This is a genomic window from Streptomyces sp. NPDC055815, from assembly GCF_053616475.1.
In genome coordinates this window covers 24,867-39,884 of record NZ_JBSHDU010000037.1, presented here as the reverse complement: position 1 = coordinate 39,884, position 15,018 = coordinate 24,867, and the positions used below count along the sequence as shown (strand labels likewise).

At 72.7% G+C, this 15,018-nt stretch carries 13 protein-coding genes and 1 pseudogene; 11 read left to right on the top strand and 3 right to left on the bottom strand.

The annotated features are described in order from the left end of the window. Window positions 1-205 precede the first annotated feature (205 nt). Window positions 206-493: an acyl carrier protein gene (locus tag ACWGN5_RS23250; protein WP_453518249.1), complete on the top strand. Its 288-nt coding sequence runs from the start codon at window positions 206-208 to the stop codon at window positions 491-493. After that, the gene (locus tag ACWGN5_RS23245; protein ID WP_453518246.1) at window positions 490-2,214 is read left to right on the top strand and encodes a (2,3-dihydroxybenzoyl)adenylate synthase; all 1,725 of its coding nucleotides are present in this window, start codon (window positions 490-492) and stop codon (window positions 2,212-2,214) included. Before ACWGN5_RS23250 ends, ACWGN5_RS23245 begins: the two co-directional genes overlap by 4 nt. 149 nt (window positions 2,215-2,363) lie before the next feature. Here the strand turns inward: ACWGN5_RS23245 and ACWGN5_RS23240 are convergent. Further along, a pseudogene (locus tag ACWGN5_RS23240) lies at window positions 2,364-2,798 on the bottom strand (4'-phosphopantetheinyl transferase family protein); the annotation flags it as partial. A gap of 219 nt (window positions 2,799-3,017) precedes the next feature. Here ACWGN5_RS23240 and ACWGN5_RS23235 point away from each other — a divergent pair. Genes ACWGN5_RS23235 through ACWGN5_RS23225 form a run of 3 tightly spaced genes read left to right on the top strand, consistent with a single transcriptional unit; the run spans window position 3,018 to window position 5,082 of the window. Then, window positions 3,018-3,575, top strand: a complete 558-nt coding sequence (locus tag ACWGN5_RS23235; RefSeq protein WP_453518243.1) for a TIGR00730 family Rossman fold protein — start codon at window positions 3,018-3,020, stop codon at window positions 3,573-3,575. Between the two features lie 35 nt (window positions 3,576-3,610). Beyond that, on the top strand, window positions 3,611-4,375 hold the full coding sequence (locus ACWGN5_RS23230; protein WP_453518242.1) for a thioesterase II family protein: 765 nt from the start codon (window positions 3,611-3,613) through the stop codon (window positions 4,373-4,375). Then, the gene (locus ACWGN5_RS23225; protein WP_453518240.1) at window positions 4,372-5,082 is read left to right on the top strand and encodes a FadR/GntR family transcriptional regulator; all 711 of its coding nucleotides are present in this window, start codon (window positions 4,372-4,374) and stop codon (window positions 5,080-5,082) included. The genes ACWGN5_RS23230 and ACWGN5_RS23225 overlap by 4 nt, the downstream gene beginning before the upstream one ends. Window positions 5,083-5,089: 7 nt before the next feature. Here the strand turns inward: ACWGN5_RS23225 and ACWGN5_RS23220 are convergent, their stop codons facing one another. Together ACWGN5_RS23220 and ACWGN5_RS23215 are read right to left on the bottom strand one after the other, a co-directional pair. Beyond that, complete coding sequence (locus tag ACWGN5_RS23220; RefSeq protein ID WP_453518237.1) at window positions 5,090-5,860, bottom strand: AfsR/SARP family transcriptional regulator; 771 nt, start codon at window positions 5,858-5,860, stop codon at window positions 5,090-5,092. A gap of 521 nt (window positions 5,861-6,381) precedes the next feature. Further along, window positions 6,382-7,605 carry a cytochrome P450 gene (locus tag ACWGN5_RS23215; protein WP_453518234.1) on the bottom strand — a complete coding sequence of 408 codons (1,224 nt, stop codon included), beginning with the start codon at window positions 7,603-7,605 and terminating at the stop codon, window positions 6,382-6,384. A 258-nt stretch (window positions 7,606-7,863) separates the two neighbouring features. Between ACWGN5_RS23215 and ACWGN5_RS23210 the strand changes: the two genes are divergently transcribed. From ACWGN5_RS23210 to ACWGN5_RS23185, 6 genes are all read left to right on the top strand, one after another. Continuing rightward, complete coding sequence (locus ACWGN5_RS23210) at window positions 7,864-8,514, top strand: lysophospholipid acyltransferase family protein (RefSeq protein ID WP_453518233.1); 651 nt, start codon at window positions 7,864-7,866, stop codon at window positions 8,512-8,514. Window positions 8,515-8,542: 28 nt separating this feature from the next. Continuing rightward, on the top strand, window positions 8,543-9,442 hold the full coding sequence (locus ACWGN5_RS23205) for a sterol desaturase family protein (protein ID WP_453518231.1): 900 nt from the start codon (window positions 8,543-8,545) through the stop codon (window positions 9,440-9,442). Window positions 9,443-9,507: 65 nt separating this feature from the next. Beyond that, window positions 9,508-10,443 carry an isocitrate lyase/phosphoenolpyruvate mutase family protein gene (locus tag ACWGN5_RS23200; protein ID WP_453518228.1) on the top strand — a complete coding sequence of 312 codons (936 nt, stop codon included), beginning with the start codon at window positions 9,508-9,510 and terminating at the stop codon, window positions 10,441-10,443. Beyond that, window positions 10,440-11,618, top strand: a complete 1,179-nt coding sequence (gene aepY / locus ACWGN5_RS23195; RefSeq protein ID WP_453518226.1) for a phosphonopyruvate decarboxylase — start codon at window positions 10,440-10,442, stop codon at window positions 11,616-11,618. The genes ACWGN5_RS23200 and aepY overlap by 4 nt, the downstream gene beginning before the upstream one ends. After that, entirely contained in the window at window positions 11,615-12,772 is a 1,158-nt protein-coding gene (locus ACWGN5_RS23190; RefSeq protein WP_453518224.1) for a pyridoxal-phosphate-dependent aminotransferase family protein, read from the top strand. The genes aepY and ACWGN5_RS23190 overlap by 4 nt, the downstream gene beginning before the upstream one ends. Continuing rightward, a complete protein-coding gene (locus ACWGN5_RS23185; RefSeq protein ID WP_453518222.1) occupies window positions 12,769-15,018 on the top strand; it encodes an FAD/NAD(P)-binding protein in 2,250 nt (749 codons plus the stop codon). Before ACWGN5_RS23190 ends, ACWGN5_RS23185 begins: the two co-directional genes overlap by 4 nt.

The window sequence follows — 15,018 nt, the reverse complement described above, 5'->3', positions numbered from 1 at the left end:
GTAATCGAGCGCCCTAAAACCGAACTTAAAGTTCGCCAGTCGGTCGGATATCGGACGCTAAAGAGGTACGGAACTCCCGCGCGACCGAGGAATATCGCAACAGGCGGGGCGCTAGCATGACGGCACATCACGTGAATTAAGGCCGCTCGGCTTCCGGTTTACCGTCAAAAGCCCACGCGGAGAAAGCCCTTCTCCAGGAGGTTCTGTGAACGCGACTCTCGATGAACTGCGCAGCATTCTCATGGAGCTGGGCGTGGAGGAGGACGAGCTGACACCCGGCTGCCGCCTGCGGTCCGGTCTCGCCCTGGACTCCACCGAGACCGCCCAGCTGGAGCTGGAGATCGAGGAGCGGCTGCGCGCGCAGGTCGACCTCTGGGACCGGCACGACTACTCCCTGACCGAGCTGGCCGGAGTCATCGACCGGGAGACGGGGAACGCGGCCGGAAGCGGGGACGAGGCCGGGGCCGGAGCCGCCGCAGAGGGCGCCCGGTGACCGGCGGCATCGTGCGCGTCCCCGCCGAGCGCGCCGAGGAGTACCGCCGGCGCGGCTGGTGGCGGCCCGAGCTCCTCACCGACGTGGCGCTCGGCGCGGCGGCGGCCCACCCGGACCGCTGCGCCGTCGTCGACGGCGCGCACCGCCTCACGTACGGCGAACTCGCCGTCGCCGTCGACACGGCGGCGTCCCGGCTGCGCGGCATCGGCATCGGCCGCGGCGACCATGTGCTGGTCCAGCTGCCCAACGGCCTGGAGCACGTGGTCACCACGCTCGCCCTGATCCGGCTCGGCGCGCCTCCGGTGGTGGCCCTGCCGGCGCTGCGCGAGCACGAACTCGAGCACGTCCTGAGCGTCACCCGGCCGGTCGCGATGGCCGTACCGCGCCGCTCACGCCGCTTCGACCACCTGGCCATGGCCGAGCGCCTGCGCGAGCGGCACCCGGACCTCCGCACCCTGCTCGTCACCCGCGAGGACCGGAGCACGGCGGCCCCGGACAGGCCGGCCGGGACGGGCCTGGCCGACCTCACGGCGCTGACCCTGGGCGGCGTACTGCCCGGCGTCGAGGCCCCGGACCCCGAGCCGCGGCCCGCCGCGGGGGACTCCCCGGAGCCGTCCTCGCCGAGGGACAACGCGCTGTTCCTGCTCTCCAGCGGGACCACCGGCCCGCCGAAGGCGATACCCCGTCCCCACGAGGCGTTCGGGCATGTGATCGACTCCGCGGCCGAGGTGTCCGGGCTGACCGATTCGTCCGTCTACCTGGCCGTGATGCCCGCGTCGCACAGCTTCGTCCTCGGCCACCCCGGGATCCTCGGCACCCTCTCGCGCGGCGGCCGGATCGTCCTCGACTCCCCCGACGACCCCCGGCGGACCCTGGCGCTCGTCGAGCGCGAGGGGGTGACGCACTGCGCGCTGGCCCCCGCGGTGCTGCTCCAGTGGCTCGCCGCCGCCGAGGAGGCCGCCGAGGAGCGCGGCTACGACCTGACGAGCCTTCAGGTGCTGCAGGTCGGCGGCGCGCGTCTGGACGCCACCACGGCCCGCCGGGTCCGCGAGCGGCTGGGCTGTCAGGTCCAGCAGGTCTACGGGATGAGCGAGGGCCTGCTGAACTTCACCCGGCTCGACGACCCGGACGCGGTGGTCGACGAGACGCAGGGCCGTCCCTCGGCCGCCGGCGACGACCTCCTCGTCGTCGACGAGTCCGGCCGCGAGGTGGGCCCCGGGGAGACCGGCGAACTCCTCACCCGGGGCCCCAGCGTGCTGGCCGGCTACTACGGCGAGGACGAGGGCAACGCCCGCGCGTTCACCGCCGAGGGCTACTACCGCACCGGCGACCTGGTGCGGCTCCACCCCAGCGGCAACCTGGTGGTCGCCGGGCGGGTGAAGGACGTCATCAACCGGGGCGGCGAGAAGATCCCCGCCGACGAGCTGGAGGCGGTCGTCCTCACCCATCCGGACGTCCGCGCCGTCGCGGCGGTCGCGATGCCGCATCCCCTGTACGGGGAGGCCGTGTGCCTCTTCGCCGTGGGCGCCGAGGACGGCCTGCCGACCCTGCGCGGGCTGCGACGCCACCTGGAGGACAAGGGCCTGGCCCGCTACAAGCTGCCGGAGCGGCTCGTACCGGTGGAGGCGCTGCCGCTGGCCGGCGTCGGCAAGGTGAACAAGGTGGCCCTGCGCGCCGAGGCCGCGCGGCTGGTGGCGGCCGACCGGGCCGCCCGCTCATGAGCGGTGTCGGCCCCGGACAGGTCCGCGAACTCCCCGTGCCGGACGGCGAAGCCGGGCGGCCCGAGCACGGCGAGCACCGCGGAGTATCCGGGCGGTGCGTCCAGCCGGACCAGCCGCGTCTCCTCGGCCAGTCGGGGCCGGCCCTCCCAGTGCGTGAGCCGCGGCGCGCCCTCCGGATCCGCGACGCCCAGCCGGTGCATGGGGAACCGCAGTCCGTCACCGGTCGCCTTCAGTGCCGCCTCCTTGCAGGTCCACACCGACAGCAGCCGGCGCCTGCGCGCGGATTCCGGCAGGTCCAGGTAGGCGGACGTCTCCGCGGGCGCCAGCATCCGGGGCGCGAGTCCCGGCAGGTCGACGGTTCCGTCGTCGCCCTCCACGTCGATCCCCACCGGTGTCTCCCGGGCGACGGCGAGCGCGATGTGCTCGCCCGAGTGGGACAGGGACAGTTCGAAGGACTCGCCCAGGGCCACCCGGGGCTTGCCGTGCGGTCCGCCGCATCCGTCGCAGGTCCGGACGACCGGTACGGCGCGAGGCGCGATGCCCGTGTAGCCGCCCACGGCCAGTCTGATCAGGGCGCAGCCCATCACGAACCGGGCCACGGCACCGCCCCTGACCAGCTGTGCGAGGCGGTCCCGCTCCTCCTCGCCGAGCAGGTCGCGGTGGTGCGGACGCAGGTCGCCCACCGTCCCCCACCACACGTGGACGGTTCCCTGCGGCAGTTCCGCACTCTTCTCGACGACGGCCCTCACGCGAGCACCACTCCTTTGACTTCTGTGCACGACGAATCGGACGGGACGGTTTCCATGACTCTTTCGGTGTGTGTCTTCTGCAGCTCCTCGGACGCGGTCGACGCCCGGTACGTCCGGCTGGCCGAGGAGGTGGGCGCGGCCGTCGCCGCCCGCGGCTGGACGCTGGTCTCCGGCGGCGAGCACGTCTCGATGATGGGCGCGGTGGCCGCCGCCGCCCGGGCGGCCGGCGGGCAGACGGTCGGGATCGTCTCGGACTCGCTGCTGCACCGCGCCGACCGGGACAGCGACCGGCTGGTCGTCGCCCCGGGCCTGGCCGCCCGCAAGCAGCGGATGTGCGACGAGGCCGACGCCCTGCTGGCGCTGCCGGGCGGCCTCGGCACCTGCGACGAGATCTTCACCGCGTGGACGGAACGCATGGTCGGGGTGCACGACAAGCCCCTCGTCCTGCTCGACCCCGACGACCACTTCGGCGGACTGCTCGACTGGGTCGCCGACGCCCGGACGCGCGGGTTCGTACAGGAGCGCTCGCTGGCGGCGGTGCGGCAGGTGCGCACCGTCGCGGATGCCCTGGACACCTGCGCCGGCCTGCTGCCCGCCGCCACGACGCGCTGAGTTCGCCCACCCACGGAAAGGTCCCGGAGAACACCATGGAAACCACGAACCGCACGAACCCGTGGCTGATCACCCCCCGGCCGGACGCCGACGCCCGGCTGCGGCTCTTCTGCGTTCCGTACGCGGGCGGCGGCGCGTCCATGTACCGCGGCTGGGCGCACCGGCTGCCGGCCGGGGTCGAGGTCAACGCCGTCCAACTGCCCGGCCGCGAGGAGCGGTTCCGCGAGGAGCCGGCGCTGCGGCTCGACGACGTGGTCGCCCGGCTCGGCACCGTACTGGCCGGGCGTACCGACCGGCCCTACGCCCTCTTCGGGCACAGCATGGGCAGCCTGCTGGCCTTCGAGACCGCGCGGTGGCTGCGCGCCGAGGGCTGCCCGGCGCCCGAGTTCGTCATCGTGTCGGGCCGCGGAGCGGCGCAGATCCCGCCGCCGTGGCCGGCCATCCACCATCTCCCGGAGGAGGAGTTCGTCCAGCGGGTCATCGACATGCACGGCACGCCGGCCTGGGTCTTCGAGGACGCGCAGCTGCGCGCGATGGTGGTGCGGACCCTGCGGGCCGACCTGACGGTGGTGGACACCTACCGGTACCGCGACGAGGCTCCGCTGCCGTGCCCGGTCACGGCCTTCACCAGCCCCGGCGACGGGCTCGCGCCGATCGAGCACGTGCGCGCCTGGGCCGAGCAGACCACGGCGGGCTTCCGCTGTCACGAGATCGAGGGCGGGCATTTCTTCCTCCGGGACAATGCGGAGACGTTCCTCTCCGTGCTGAATTCCGAGCTCGAGGCGAGGCTCTCGTCGTGACGGCGGTGCGCCGCGCCCTCCTGGTCGACCAGGTGATCGAGCACATGCGGCAGCAGATCGCGGCCGGCGCCTGGCCGGTGGGCCGCCGCATCCCCACCGAACCGGTGCTCGCCGACGAGCTCCAGGTGGCCCGCAACACCGTCCGCGAGGCGGTCCGGGCCCTGTCGCATTCCGGCCTCCTCCAGGTCCGGCAGGGCAGCGGCACGTATGTACGGGCCACCAGCGAGCTGGCCGGCGCACTGCGCCGGCTGCACACGGCCGAGCTGCGCCACGTGCTCCAGGTGCGGCGCGGCCTGGAGGTCGAAGCGGCGCGGCTCGCGGCCGATGTGCGGGACGAGGACGGTCTGCGCGCGCTCGAGGCCCGGCTCGCCGAGTGCGAGGCGGTGGCGCGGGCGGGCCGGTGGGAGACCCTGGCGCAGCTGGACACCGAGTTCCACACGGCACTCGTGGAGTACACGGGGAACAGCGTGCTGGCCGGCCTGTACCGCGGTATCTACGAGGCGGTGCCGGCCGGCGTGCCGACGTGCGTGGATCCGTGCGGCGCGGAGCCCGGACTCGCCTTCCACCGCAGGCTTCTGGAAGCGGTGCGGGCCGGCGACGCCGAGCGGGCGGCGGCCGAGGCGGGCACCCACCTGTTCGCGCTGCTGCGACAGCGGGGCGCGGGCCCCGGCTTGGGCGCGGGGGTGGCAACCGGGGTGGCGGGCTGAAGGGCCGTCACGCCGACAGCGCGCCCACGGCCGCCAGCGGCGCGGCGGACGGTTCCAGCCACGGCTCTCTGGACAGCACGGCGTGATGCAGATTCTGCAGCCGTGCGCCGGGCTCCATGCCCAGTTCCTCGATGAGGATTCTCCGGATGCGGTTGTAGACGTCGAGACATTCGGAGATGCGGCCGCTGCGGTAGAGGGCGATCATGAGGAAGAAATAGAGGTTCTCCCAGATCGGCTTCTCGGCGATGAGCCCGTACAGCTCGCTGGTGAGCATGGAGTGGCGCCCCAGCCCGATCTCGAGTTCGAGCCACTGCTCGTACACCGCGTTGCGCCGCTCGTCCATCTGCTGGGCGTAGTCCCGCAGGGCCGGCACATCCCGGAGGTCGGCGAGCGCCGGTCCGTTCCAGAGGGACAAAGCCTCCGAGAACACGCTCGCCGCCTCCTCCGCACGGCCCACTCCGGCCGCGGAACGGGCCTTCGCCACCAGCGAGTCGAAGCCGTCGCAGTCCATCACATGGGCACCCGGGCGGAACACATAACCGGACGGCGTGGTCGCGAGCACGCCCGGGTCGATTCCGACGGCCTGAAAATGCTTGCGCAATTTGGAGACATAGACCTGCAGAGCGGTGGACGCCGTGCGCGGCGGCTCGTCCGACCACAGAACATCGATCAGGTGCGGCGCGGTGACCGATCGTTCGGAACTGACACACAATGCTGCGAGAAGAGAACGAAGCTTCAGGGGGCGAGGCGTAACCCCCTCTCCCTCGTCGTTCTTCACCTCGAGTGGTCCAAGAATTTGTATCTTCACAGACATCCCCCTACTTGCCATGTGTGCACAGTTGCGCACCTGAACTGCCCACACACTTGACGCCGACCGCACGAACCGCACGGCTGGTTCGATCTTCAGCAGAAGGAACCGGGGCCGTCAAGTTTCGGCCTGGACCACAAATTGCCCTTGCGCGGCACCATTCTCGTACAATGATCGCCACGCGAGGGACGAATCGGGACATTTGCCAGCGATTTCAGGCCCTCACGCCTCGCGCGGGCCGCTTCGCCACCGCGAACGACACCGCGCGGGAGTCGCGGAAAGTGACATAGTGATGCGGCCGGGTAAACTCTTCACCAAGGCGGACCGTACCGAGCGGTCTGGTTTTTCCGTCGCTTTAGCGGTTCACAACCGGAGTCCGAGCCCTACCCCCCAACCCCCCTCCCGACCTGCGTCGTGCCTGCCAAGGAAAACCGAAGCGGAGGTGATCTTGCGCACATCACCCTGCACGCCACCGCGGCGCCGACCGCGGCTCAGCCGAGGGTCACCGGAAGCGACACATATCCCCGTAGCGCCAGCCGGTCGGTGCGCAAGGGCTTCCCCGCGAGTGCAATCGCGGGGAAGCGCGCGAACAGCGCGTGGAATGCGACTTCCGCCTCCATACGGCCGAGCGCGGAGCCCAGGCAGAAATGGGGTCCGGCGCCGAAGGAGAGCGACTGGCCGGCGGGGCGGCCCGGGGCGAAGGCGTCGGGGTCGGAAAAGCGGCGGGGATCCCGGTTCGCCGCGCCGAGGAGCAGCAGCACCTGGGTGCCCTCGGCGATCCGCAGCCCGCCGAGCACCGTGTCCTCGGTCGCCCACCGGTCGGTGACCTGGGCGGGCGGGTCGTGGCGCAGGACCTCCTGGACACAGGCAGCCGCCGCCGCGGGATCCCGCGCGATCCGGTCCCGGTCGGCCGGACGGCCGAGCAGCACGCCGAGCCCGTTGGCCAGCAGGCTCGCGGTGGTCTCGAAGCCCGCGGCGAGCATCAGCACCAGGTTCACCACCAGTTCGCGCTCGCCGAGCCGCGCGCCGTCGGCGTCGCTCACCTGGACCAGGGAACTGATCAGGTCCTGCTCCGGCCGCTCGCGCCGCTCGCCGACGAGGCGCGTGAAGTACTCCATCAGTCCGCTCGCCGCGGCGTCGGCCCGGCTCAGATCGCGCTCCCGGCCCGCGGGTTCGAGCACGTACGAGAGGTCCGTGGCCTGGTCGCGGAACCAGCCGCGGTCCCCGGCGGGCACGCCGAGCAGGTCGCAGATCAGCGCGATGGGCAGCGGATAGGCGAAGGCGTCCACGAAGTCCACCGGCCCTCCGCCGGCCGCCCGTTCGGCCAGGCCGTCCAGGAGACGGCGGGTGTGACCGAGCGCGGCCTCCCGCAGGGCAGCCGTCCGCCGGGAGGTCAGCGGCCGGCTCAGCAGGCGCCGGACGCGTTCGTGGTGCGGTGCCCGGGCCCGGATGACCGAGTCGCCGATCATGGCCGCCGAGGGGTGAGCAGCGATCCACCCCGGCCGGGTCCGCTCGCGGTACGCACTGTCCTTGACCTGGAAGACGGGGCTGCGCAGCACCTCGTCCGCCTCCGCGTACCCGCAGACGACCACCCACTCGTCGTTCAGCCGGTGCACCGGCCCGCCCGCGTGCAATTCCCGGTAGACCGGGACGGGGTTCTCGCGGACCTGAGAGGTGAACAATGCGTCGACCGGGCGTAAGGCGTGGTTCGTCATGCGCTCCACCCTGCCGCCAATCCCCCGGCCGGGAAACAGGACCTGGGCCGGATTATTCACCACACCGGGCGCCATGCCCGGTGCCGCTTACCCCACCGGTTAGCCATGCTTTAGCAGAATTCCCGCCGCCCGTTGCTACAGTCGCCGCACTCCGCAGCGGTTGCCTCTCGCTCCACCAGGCCCCTGCGAAATCCCTCACCTGACCACAATCCTAGGCGGACCATGCTCCGGTCATCACTCAGGGCAATTCTTGCCGTTATGATGCGCGTATTCTTCCGACCCCGTATCACCGGAATCGAGAACATCCCGGAATCGGGTCCCTGCATCATCGCGGCGAATCATCTGTCGTTCTCGGACCACGTCTTCATCTCGCTGGCCACCAAGCGGCCCGTCTGCTTCATCGGAAAGGCCGAGCGGCTCACCGGCACCGGACTGAAGGGGCTCGTCAGCAAGGTCTTCTTCAGCGCCGTGGGCATCGTCCCGGTGGACCGGGACGGCGGCCCGGGCGGCGTGGCCGCGCTGGAACAGGCGCGCGAAGTCATCGAGGCGGGACGCGTCTTCGGCATCCACCCCGAAGGCACCCGCTCCCCGGACGGGCGCGTCTACCGGGGCAAGACCGGCGTGGGCTGGCTGGCCATGGCGACCGGTGCGCCCGTGGTGCCGTGCGGCCTGTCCGGCACCGGGAACGTACAGCCCCTCGGCAGCCTCGTACCCCGGCCGGTCCGGTTCGACATGCACTTCGGGAAGCCCATGCTCTTCCCCGAACACGTCGGATCCGAGCGCGACCCGAAGCTGCGCCGCTCTGTCACCGACGAGATCATGCGGCAGATCCAGGAACTGTCGGGACTCGAATACGTCGGCCGATTCGCCTCGAAGGACAAGGCGCCGGCCGGGAAGACCAGCCGCTGAGCGGCCCGACTCCTCCACGGGGAATCCCTTGTTCTCTCATCTCTCGGAACGACTGCACGACCCGGTGGTCTACGCGCTGCCCGTGGTCGCCCTCATCATCCTCGTCGAGTTCGTGGCCATCCGCCTCGACCGCGACGAAGACCGGCGCTACGACCACCGGGACACCCGGGCGAACATCGTCACCGGACTCGGCGCCCTCGTCATCTCCAGCGTGCTGCGCACCGCGGCCCTGGTGTTCTACGCCTGGCTCTACACGTCCGTGGCGCCGTTCCGGCTGCCCGCGAACGCCTGGTACACGTGGGTCGTCCTGTTCTTCGCGGTCGACCTCACGATCTACGTCTACCACCGGATGACGCACCGGATCCGGCTGCTGTGGGCCGGCCACCAGGTCCATCACTCCAGCCAGTACCTCAATGTGTCGGTCGCCCTGCGCCGCAAATGGGCCCAGTGGTTCGAGAAGTTGATGTGGCTGCCCCTCCCCCTGATGGGCGTGCCCCCCGTGCTGGTCTTCACGATGCACTCGGTCCACCTCATCTACGGGCTCTTCGCCCACACCGAGAAGATCGGCAAGCTGCCCCGGGCCGTCGAGGCCGTCTTCGTCACGCCCTCCCACCACCGGGTGCACCACGGCAGCGACCCGGAGTACCTCGACAAGAACTACGGCAGCATCCTCATCATCTGGGACCGCGTGTTCGGCACGTTCCAGCCCGAACTCCACCGTCCCACCTACGGCCTGACGAAGCAGCTGGAAACCCACAGCGTCTGGCGCATCCAGTGGCACGAGTTCGCCCGGATGATCCAGGACATCCGCCGGGCGCGGAGCTGGCGCGACCGGGCCGGCTACGTCTTCGGCCCGCCCGGCTGGCGGCCCGCCCAGGACCTCGGGAACGCCGGTCCGGCACCGGCGACGGACCGCATGCCGGCGTGACGGACCGGGGCTCCGGCCGTGACCGGATCCGGCACTTCGAGAATTCCGACAACAGGGGGAACCTCATGACGCCCGACGACACCACCACCACCAGCCGCACGCACTCCGGGGCCGCCCGGCTGCGGGAGCTCTTCGCGCGGCCGGGGGTCGTCCGCCTGGCCGGCGCCCACAATCCGCTCGGAGCACGCCTGGCGGAGCGGGCCGGGTTCGACGGCGTGTGGTCGAGCGGACTGGAGATCTCGGCCTCGCAAGGACTGCCCGACTGCGATCTGCTCACCATGTCGGAACTGCTCGCGGTGGCCGGCGCGATGGCCGCCGCCGTGGACGTCCCCCTGGTCGCGGACTGCGACACGGGGTACGGCAACGCGCTCAACGTCATGCACATGATTCGGCGGTACGAGCGGGCGGGCATCGCCGCCGTCAGCATCGAGGACAAGGTGTTCCCCAAGGTGAACAGCTTCGTCCCCGGACGCCAGGACCTCACCCCGGTGGACGAGTTCTGCGGGAAGATCGAAGCGGCGAGGAGCGCCCGGCGCGACAGCGACCTCATGGTCATCGCCCGCATCGAGGCCCTCATCGCGGGCCGGGGCATGGACGAGGCGCTGGCACGGGGCGAGGCGTACGCGGAGGCCGGGGCGGACGCCGTCCTCATCCACGCCAAGGGGGACGCCCCCGGGCCCGTCCTCGAATTCCTGCGCCACTGGCGCCCGGACGTCCCGGTGGTCGTGGTGCCCACCACGTACCACACGATCACCGCCGACGAACTGGGCGCGGCCGGCGCGAAGATGGTCATCTACGCCAACCACGGCCTGCGGGCGGCGATCAGCGCGGTCACCCAGGTCTTCGACTCGATCCTCCGCGACGGGCGCAGCACGGCGGTCGAGGATCGGATCGCCCCGCTCTCCACGGTCTTCTCCCTCCAGGGTCTTGCCGAGCTGAAGCAGGACGAGGAGCGCTTCGTCCGCGGCGGTGTGCCCGCCGCCGGGCAGGTGGCGTCATGACCGGCGCCGCCCGCGCGGACGCCCCCGCGAAGGCCCGCACGAAGACCCCCGCCAACGCCCCTGCGAAGGCGCTCGACGCGGAAGAGGTCGTGACGGCCTTCCGCGCGGCGGGCCTCGGGCCGTTCACCGGAGTGCCCTGCTCCTACCTCGGCCCGGTGATCAGCTGCCTGGAGCGCCGGCACCCGGACGACTACGTCATCGCGGCCAACGAGGGCGAGGCCGTGGCCATCGCGGCCGGCGCCCGGCTGGCCGGACGGCGTCCCGTCGTCATCCTCCAGAACTCGGGCCTCGGCAACGCCGTGAACCCGCTGACCTCGCTCTGCCACACGCTGCGGCTGCCGGTCCTGCTCCTCGTCACCTGGCGGGGCGAACCCGGCACTCCTGACGAGCCCCAGCACGAGCTGATGGGGCAGATCACGCCCGACGTCCTCACCGCCATGGGCATCCGGCACGAACTCCTCCCGGACAGCGGGGAGTTGCTGGCGGAGCGGCTGCGCGTCGCCGCCGCCCACATGGACGCCACCGGTCTGCCCTTCGCCTTCGTCGTCCCCAAGGGTGCCGTCGCCCCCGTCCCCCGCCCGCCCCGGGAACCGTCCGGCGACGGCGGTCCGATGCTGCGCAGCGAGGCGATCGGCCACGTCATGCGGCTGGTCGGCGAGCGGGCGCTGGTCGTCGCCACGACCGGCAAGACCGCCCGCGAGCTGGAGCGGGACCGGGACCGGGCCGGGAATCTGTACGTCGTCGGCTCGATGGGCTGCGCGTCGAGCGTGGCGCTCGGCGTCGCGCTGAACGCGCCGTCGAAGCGGGTCGTGGTCCTGGACGGCGACGGCGCCGCGCTCATGCGCCTGGAGGCGATGGCGACGATCGGCCGGACCGCCCCGCCGAACCTGCTGCACGTCCTCTTCGACAACGGCGCCTACGAGTCGACGGGCGGCCAGCCGACAGGCTCCGCCCACGTGGACTTCGCCGCGGTGGCCACGGCCTGCGGCTACCGCCGGGCCGCCGACGTGACGACCGCCGAGGGCCTCGCGGAGGCCCTGTCGCGGCTGCCCACCGGCGGCGGACCGTCGCTGCTGCGGGTGCGCGTCGCCGCCCATTCCGACCCCGGCCTCGGCCGGCCCGCCCTGCCCCCGCCGGCCTCGGCCGCGCGCTTCTCCGCGGAGGTCACCGCATGAAGGCCCGCTGCACCACCCGCCCGGGCGGCTCCGCCGCCGCCCGGACCGTCCTGATGAACCCGGGACCGGTGAACACCGACGAGACCGTCCGGGCCGCGCTCGGCGGCCCCGACCTGTGCCATCGCGAGCCGGAGTTCGGCGCCCTGATGACCCGGGTGCGGCGGAAGACCACCGCCGTCTGCGGGGGCGGCGACGCCCACACGGCGGTCGTCCTGACCGGCTCGGGCACCTCCGCCCTCGAAGCCGCCGTCGCCTCCGCCCTGCCGGCCGGCGGAGCGCTGCTCGTCGTGGACAACGGCCACTACGGGCAGCGGCTCCACGACATCGCCCGGGCCCACGGCATCCGCTGCGTACGCCTCGAACTCGGCTGGGGCACCCCGGTCGACGCGGACCGCGTCGGCCGGGAGCTGGCCGCGGATCCGGGCCTCACCCACGTCGCGGTCGTGCACCACGAGACGAGCACCGGCATGCTCAACGACGTGGCGGCCGTCGCCTCGGTGGCACGCGCCTACGGCCGCCGGATCATCGTCGACGCCGTCAGCAGCGTGGGCGCGGAGTCCCTCGACCTCGCCCGCGACGGCATCGACTGGCTCGTCGGCACCGCCAACAAGTGCCTGGAGGGCATGCCGGGCCTCGCGTTCGTCTGCGCCTCCCGGGCGGCCTTCGAGGACCTCGCGAGCCACCCCCGGCGGAGCTACTACCTCGATCTGCACCGTCACTACGCGGCGCAGGAGAAGGCCCAGGCGCCCGCCTTCACCCCGGCGGTCCCCTTGTTCTACGCCTTCGAGACGGCGCTGGACCTGGCCCTCGCCGAGGGTGTGGCGGCCCGCGGCCGCCGCTACGGCGGCCTGGCCGGCCGACTGCGGGCCGGTCTCGCCGCGCTCGGGCTGCACATCCCGCTCGACCCGCGGCACCGGGCCGTGAGCCTCACGGTGGTCCGCCTCCCGGAGGGCGTCCGTTACCCGGATCTGCACCGGGTCCTGAAGGACGAGGGGTTCGTGGTCTACGCGGCCCAGGAGGAGCTGTCGGCCGGCTTCTTCCGGCTCTCCACCATGGGCACCATGGACGAGCGGGACATCGACCGGTTCCTCTCCGCCCTCGGCCGGCTCCTGCCCGGGCTCCGGGCACCGGCGGCCGGCGGGGAGGCCGCGTGAACCCGGCGGACGACACGGCGCCGACCGTCCACCGGCTCGCGATCGTGGGCGGCGGCCCCCGGGCCACGTACGCGGTGGAACGCCTGTCGGCGGAGATCGCCCGGCTGGGCCGCGACGGGCGTCTGGAGGTACGGATCTTCGAACGCTCCGGGGAGTTCGGCTCCGGCGAGGCCCACAGCCCGAAGCAGCCCAGGACCAGTTATCTGAACCGCATCAGCAGTCAGGTCTCGTTCGCCGCGGACGAGTCCGTGCGGGACGCCGGGCCGCTGCGGCCCGCCTCGCAGCGGCCCACCCTCCACACGTGGTGCCGGCGCCGCTTCGCCGAGACGGGCCGGGCCGACCTCGACCTCGCCCCCGGGGACTGGCCCAAGCGCTATGTCCACGGGCTGGCGCTGCAGGACATGTTCGGCACCTTCGTGCGCGAGCTGCGCGCCCACCCCGGCGTCGACGTGCACCTGCACCCCGCCGAGGTGGTGGACATCGCGCCGCACGCCGGCGGGCTCACCGTGCGCACCGCCGACGGCGACACCTTCCCCGCGGACCAGGTCCTCCTGGTGACGGGGCACACCCACCACGACCCGCGGCGCGCGGCGGCCACGCGCGGTCCGGCGGACTTCGCCGACCGCACCGGGTGCGCCTACGTTCCGTACGCCTACCCTCTGGACCGGGCGCTGCCGCCGCGGATCACCGGGGCCGGCCGGGTCGTCGGCATCGCCGGCATGGGACTGACGGCGATCGACGTGATCCTCCATCTGACCGAGGGGCGGGGCGGGACGTTCGTCCCCGGCCCGGACGGCGGGCTGCGCTACGAGCCCAGCGGTGCCGAACCGGCGAAGCTCCTGGCCTTCAGCGGGACGGGCATCTTCACCTTCGCCCGCCCCGACAACCACAAGGACGCCGATCCCGAACGCCTGGAGCACCGCGGGGTGTTCCTCACCGAGGAGGCGGTCGACCGCCTGCGGGCGAGCGTCGGCACCCCGCGCGGCGACGGCGGGCCCGGTCAGCTGGACTTCGAACGGGACGTACTGCCCCTCGTCGTACTGGAGATGGCCTGGCTCCACTACGCGACGCTGTTCGGCCCGCAGGCCGCCGCCTTCCTGCGTGACCGGGCGGGCGCGACGTACCGCGCGTTCCTCGCCGGCGGAGCGCCGCACGGCGACCGGCCCGGCGATCCCACGCGGCTCCTGGGCCCGCTCGAAGCGGCCGTGGACGAGATCACCGGCACGCTCGAAGCGATCCTGGGCGACCGTGACCGGCCGGCGGGGACGGAGGCGCGCTCAGCGGGCTGGTCGGCCGAGGAGGCGCTGCTCCGCTGGATCGAGGTCGTCTTCGGCACCGAGCCGAGCGCCCTGGCACGCGGGGCGTGGCGGCAGGGCCCGGACGACCTGCGCCGTGCCGTGTCCTCGTGGACCTCGCCGTGGTGTCTCGACGAACGGCCGGCCGGCAACCGCTTCGACTGGCACCGCACCGTCCGGCCCCTGGACGCCGCCGCGCTCGGCACTCCCGCGCGCTACCGGGAGGCGGTGCTCGACTTCATGGACCGCGACCTGCGGTGGGCCGAGCAGGGAAACCTGGACAACCCCCACAAGGCCGCGGCCGACGGCGTGTGGCGCGACCTGCGCTCGGTGATCTCCCGGGCGGTGGACGACGGCGGCCTGACGCCCGCCTCCCACCGCGTCTTCCTCACCCGCTACGTCCGCCTGCACAACCGCCTCGCCAACGGGGCGGCGCCCGAGGTGATGCAGCGGATCCGTGCCCTCGTCCGGCACGGTCTGCTCGACGTCGGCACCGGCCCCGGCGCCGAACTGCACCCGGACGAGGAGACCGGACGGTTCCGCGTGGCCGGCTCGGCCACGGCCGCCTCCTGCCAGGTGGACACCCTGGTCGACGCCCGGGTCCACGCCTTCGCCCCGCACCGGGACGCCTCGCCCCTGTTCCGCAACCTGCTCTTCCACGGCCTGGCGCGCCTCTGGCGCAACGTCTCCGGAACCGGTGACGCCTTCGAACCGGGCGGCCTCGACCTCACCCCCCGCTTCCACCCCGTCCGCCGCGACGGAACCCCCGAACCCCGCCTCACCGTCCTGGGCCCCCCGGCCGAGGGCCAGAAGTCCTTCCTCCTCTCCGCCCTCCGCCCCGCCGCCGACCACTACGTGATGCGGGACACCGTCACCTGGCTGACCGACTTCTGGCACCTCCTGGAAGCCCCCCACCCCGCAGAGCCCCATCCGGCCCCGGCCACCCGCTGA

Coding starts and splice junctions, on each gene's coding strand:
- ACWGN5_RS23200 (WP_453518228.1), top strand. CDS start 9,508: ATGACGCCCGACGACACCACCACCACCAGCCGCACGCACTCCGGGGCC.
- ACWGN5_RS23230 (WP_453518242.1), top strand. CDS start 3,611: ATGGAAACCACGAACCGCACGAACCCGTGGCTGATCACCCCCCGGCCG.
- ACWGN5_RS23235 (WP_453518243.1), top strand. CDS start 3,018: ATGACTCTTTCGGTGTGTGTCTTCTGCAGCTCCTCGGACGCGGTCGAC.
- ACWGN5_RS23215 (WP_453518234.1), bottom strand. CDS start 7,605: ATGACGAACCACGCCTTACGCCCGGTCGACGCATTGTTCACCTCTCAG.
- ACWGN5_RS23190 (WP_453518224.1), top strand. CDS start 11,615: ATGAAGGCCCGCTGCACCACCCGCCCGGGCGGCTCCGCCGCCGCCCGG.
- ACWGN5_RS23210 (WP_453518233.1), top strand. CDS start 7,864: ATGATGCGCGTATTCTTCCGACCCCGTATCACCGGAATCGAGAACATC.
- aepY (WP_453518226.1), top strand. CDS start 10,440: ATGACCGGCGCCGCCCGCGCGGACGCCCCCGCGAAGGCCCGCACGAAG.